1 protein-coding gene is annotated in these 3,686 nt (G+C 68.2%); it reads right to left on the reverse strand.

Annotation, left to right across the window (positions count from 1 at the left end; genetic code table 11):
• Nucleotides 1-3,342 (reverse strand): glutamate synthase large subunit (gene gltB, locus QH283_RS08075; protein ID WP_280502395.1); only part of this gene is annotated, 3,342 nt, incomplete at its 3' end.
• Between the last annotated feature and the right edge of the window lie 344 nt (nt 3,343-3,686).

Below are 3,686 nucleotides of genomic sequence, written 5' to 3' on the forward strand. Positions count from 1 at the left end.
GCCGTTGAGCAGCAGCGTCTGCTGGGTCTCGGCCAGGCCGAGCTCCCAGGGGCCGCCCGCGTGCTTGAGCGAGGTCAGCGGCGAGGCGCCGGTGCCGCCGTCGTGGCCGGAGATCAGCACCACGTCGGCGTGCGCCTTGGACACGCCCGCGGCGACGGTGCCGACGCCGGGCTCGGCGACAAGTTTCACGTGAATCCGCGCCTGCGGATTCGCGTTCTTCAGGTCGTGGATGAGCTGCGCCAGATCCTCGATCGAGTAGATGTCGTGGTGCGGCGGCGGGGAGATCAGGCCGACGCCGGGCGTGGAGTGCCGCACCTCGGCGACCCACGGGTACACCTTGTGCGCGGGCAGCTGACCGCCCTCGCCCGGCTTGGCGCCCTGGGCCATCTTGATCTGGATGTCGGTGCAGTTGGTCAGGTAGTGCGCGGTCACGCCGAAGCGGCCGGAAGCCACCTGCTTGATCGCGCTGCGCCGCCAGTCGCCGTTCTCCTCGACCTCGAAGCGGGCCGGATGCTCGCCGCCCTCACCGGAGTTCGAGCGGCCGCCGAGGCGGTTCATCGCGATGGCCAGCGTCTCGTGCGCCTCCGCCGAGATGGAGCCGTAGCTCATCGCGCCGGTGGAGAACCGCTTGACGATCTCCGAGACCGGCTCGACCTCCTCGATCGGAATGGGCGCCCGCGCACCGGTCTTGAACTTGAACAGGCCGCGCAGCGAGGCCAGCCGCTCGGACTGGTCGTCGACCAGCTTGGTGTACTCCTTGAAGATCGAGTACTGGCCGGTGCGGGTGGCGTGCTGGAGCTTGAACACCGTGTCCGGGTTGAACAGGTGGTACTCGCCCTCGCGTCGCCACTGGTACTCGCCGCCCACCTCGAGCTCGCGGTGCGCGCGCTCGAAGCGGTTCTCCAGGAAGGCGACCCGGTGCCTGGCGGCGACGTCGGCGGCGATCTCGTCGAGGCCGATGCCGTCCAGCGGCGAGCGCAGGCCGGTGAAGTACTCGTCGACCAGGCTCTGCGACAGGCCGATCACCTGGAACAGCTGCGCGCCGTTGTAGGAGGCCAGGGTGGAGATGCCCATCTTGGACATCACCTTGAGCACGCCCTTGCCCGCGGCCTTGATGTAGTTGGCGACGGCCTTCTCGTAATCGCTCTCGATGCTGCCGGTGCCCAGGTCGAGCGCGCCGCGCTCGAGCATGTCCTCGATGGTCTCGAAGGCCATGTAGGGGTTGATGGCGCCCGCGCCGAAGCCGACCAGCATGGCCATGTGGTGCACCTCGCGGGCGTCACCGGCCTCCACGATCAGGCCGACCTTGGTGCGGGTGCGCTCGCGGACCAGGTGGTGGTGCACCGAGGAGGTCAGCAGCAGCGAGGGGATCGGGGCCAGCTTCTCGTTGGACTCGCGGTCGGAGAGCACGATCAGCTTGGCGCCGCCCTCGATGGCGGCCGAGACCTGGGTGTTGATGGCCGCCAGCGCCTTGCGCAGGCCCTTGCCGCCCTTCTTCACCGGGTACAGGCCGCGCACGACCACCGACCGCAGCTCCGGCTGGGAGCCGTCGTCGTTGATGTGGACCAGCTTGGCCAGCTCGTCGTTGTCCAGGATCGGCTGCTCGATGGCGATCTGCTTGCACGACTCCGGGCCGGGGTGCAGCAGGTCGGCCTCGGTGCCGAGGTTGCGCTTGAGGCTGGTGACGACCTCTTCCCGGATCGCGTCCAGCGGCGGGTTGGTGACCTGCGCGAACAGCTGGGAGAAGTAGTCGAACAGCAGCCGCGGGCGCGCCGAGAGCACCGCGATCGGGGTGTCGGTGCCCATCGAGCCCAGGGCCTCGCCGCCGGTCTTGGCCATCGGCGCGAGCAGGATGTTCAGTTCCTCGTTGGTGTAGCCGAAGATCTGCTGACGGATCAGCACGCGGTCGTGCGACATGTGCACGTGCGGGCGGTCCGGCAGGTCGGCCAGGCGGGTCACGCCCTCGTCCAGCCACTGCTGGTAGGGGTGCTCGGAGGCCAGCTGGGTCTTGATCTCGTTGTCGTCGACGATGCGGCCCTGCGAGGTGTCGACCAGGAACATGCGGCCCGGCTGCAGGCGGGCCTTGCGGACCACCTTGGACGGGTCGATGTCGAGCACGCCGACCTCGGAGGCCATGACGACCAGGCCGTCCTCGGTGACCCAGATGCGGCTGGGGCGCAGGCCGTTGCGGTCGAGCACGGCGCCCACGACGGTGCCGTCGGTGAAGCAGACCGAGGCCGGGCCGTCCCAGGGCTCCATGAGCATGGAGTGGTACTCGTAGAAGGCGCGCAGCTGCGGGTCCATGCTGTCGTGCCGCTCCCAGGCCTCCGGGATCATCATCAGCACGGCGTGCGGCAGCGAGCGGCCGCCCAGGTGCAGCAGCTCGAGCACCTCGTCGAAGCGCGCGGTGTCGCTGGCCTTCGGCGTACAGACCGGGAAGATCTTGGCCAGCCGGTTGTTGCCCGCGGAGTCGGTGCCGAACACGTCGCTGTTCAGCAGTGCCTCACGCGCGCGCATCCAGTTCTCGTTGCCGGTGACGGTGTTGATCTCACCGTTGTGGGCCACCCGGCGGAACGGATGGGCCAGCGGCCAGGACGGGAAGGTGTTGGTGGAGAAGCGGGAGTGCACGATGCCGAGCGCCGACTCCACGCGGTCGTCCTGGAGGTCCAGGTAGAACGCGCGCAGCTGCGGGGTGGTGAACATGCCCTTGTAGACGAAGGTCTGCCCGGACAGGCTCGGGAAGTACACCGTCTCGCGGCCGGTCGCGCCCTCGCCCGCGCCCTGGTTGCCCAGCTCGTGCTCGACGCGCTTGCGGATCACGTAGGCCCGGCGCTCCAGGTCCATGCCGGACAGCTGCTCGGCGGAGTTCTTCGGCGAAGCGATGAAGATCTGCCGGAAGGTGGGCATGGCGTCGCGCGACAGCGCGCCGAGCGAGCTGTCGTCGATGGGGACCTCACGCCAGCCGAGGACCTCGAGGCCCTCTTCCTTGACGATCTTCTCCACGCCGTAGGCAGCCCTGGCCGCCTCGCGCCGCGCCTGCGGGAGGAAGGCGATGCCGGAGGCGTAGGAGCCCTCGGGAGGCAGCTCGAAGCCGGCGACGGCACGGAAGAAACGGTCCGGAATCTGGATCAGGATGCCCGCGCCGTCGCCGGAGTTCGGCTCGGCGCCCGCGGCACCGCGGTGCTCCAGGTTCAACAGGGCCGTGATGGCCTTGTCGACGATGTCGCGGCTACGACGGCCGTGCATGTCGACGACGAACGCGACACCGCAGGCGTCGTGTTCGTTCGCCGGGTCGTAGAGACCGATGGGTCCAGGTGACCTGTGGCCAGGAAGTTGCGTCATGCCTCTGCCTTCAAGAAAGTGGCCTTCGGAGAAAGACCGAGGGGGAAGGGTCTTTCGTTGAACGCCTCCGTCAAGACTGCGCCCGTACGATCCGAAACCAGCCGCGCTGATGGTTCCGGCGTGCAGTCACGTCTCCAGTTGTCCACCCGCTGGTTGATACAAGTGGGTGCTCGGCGGTAACGGAACGCTTACACGTTCCTTACCTCCGCGCGGATGCTCGCCCACTACTGTGGGCACCGGCTTCGAGAGCCCGAGCAGGCGAGGTGCCGAGCGTTTGTGGCGTTCGGCGTAAGAGCAAACGATAAGTCAGGTCCGGGGCCCAACCAACTTAGGTGGTGCTATAA

Origin of the sequence: Nocardia farcinica (assembly GCF_029867845.1) — a bacterium.
Lineage (GTDB): Bacteria > Actinomycetota > Actinomycetes > Mycobacteriales > Mycobacteriaceae > Nocardia > Nocardia farcinica_A.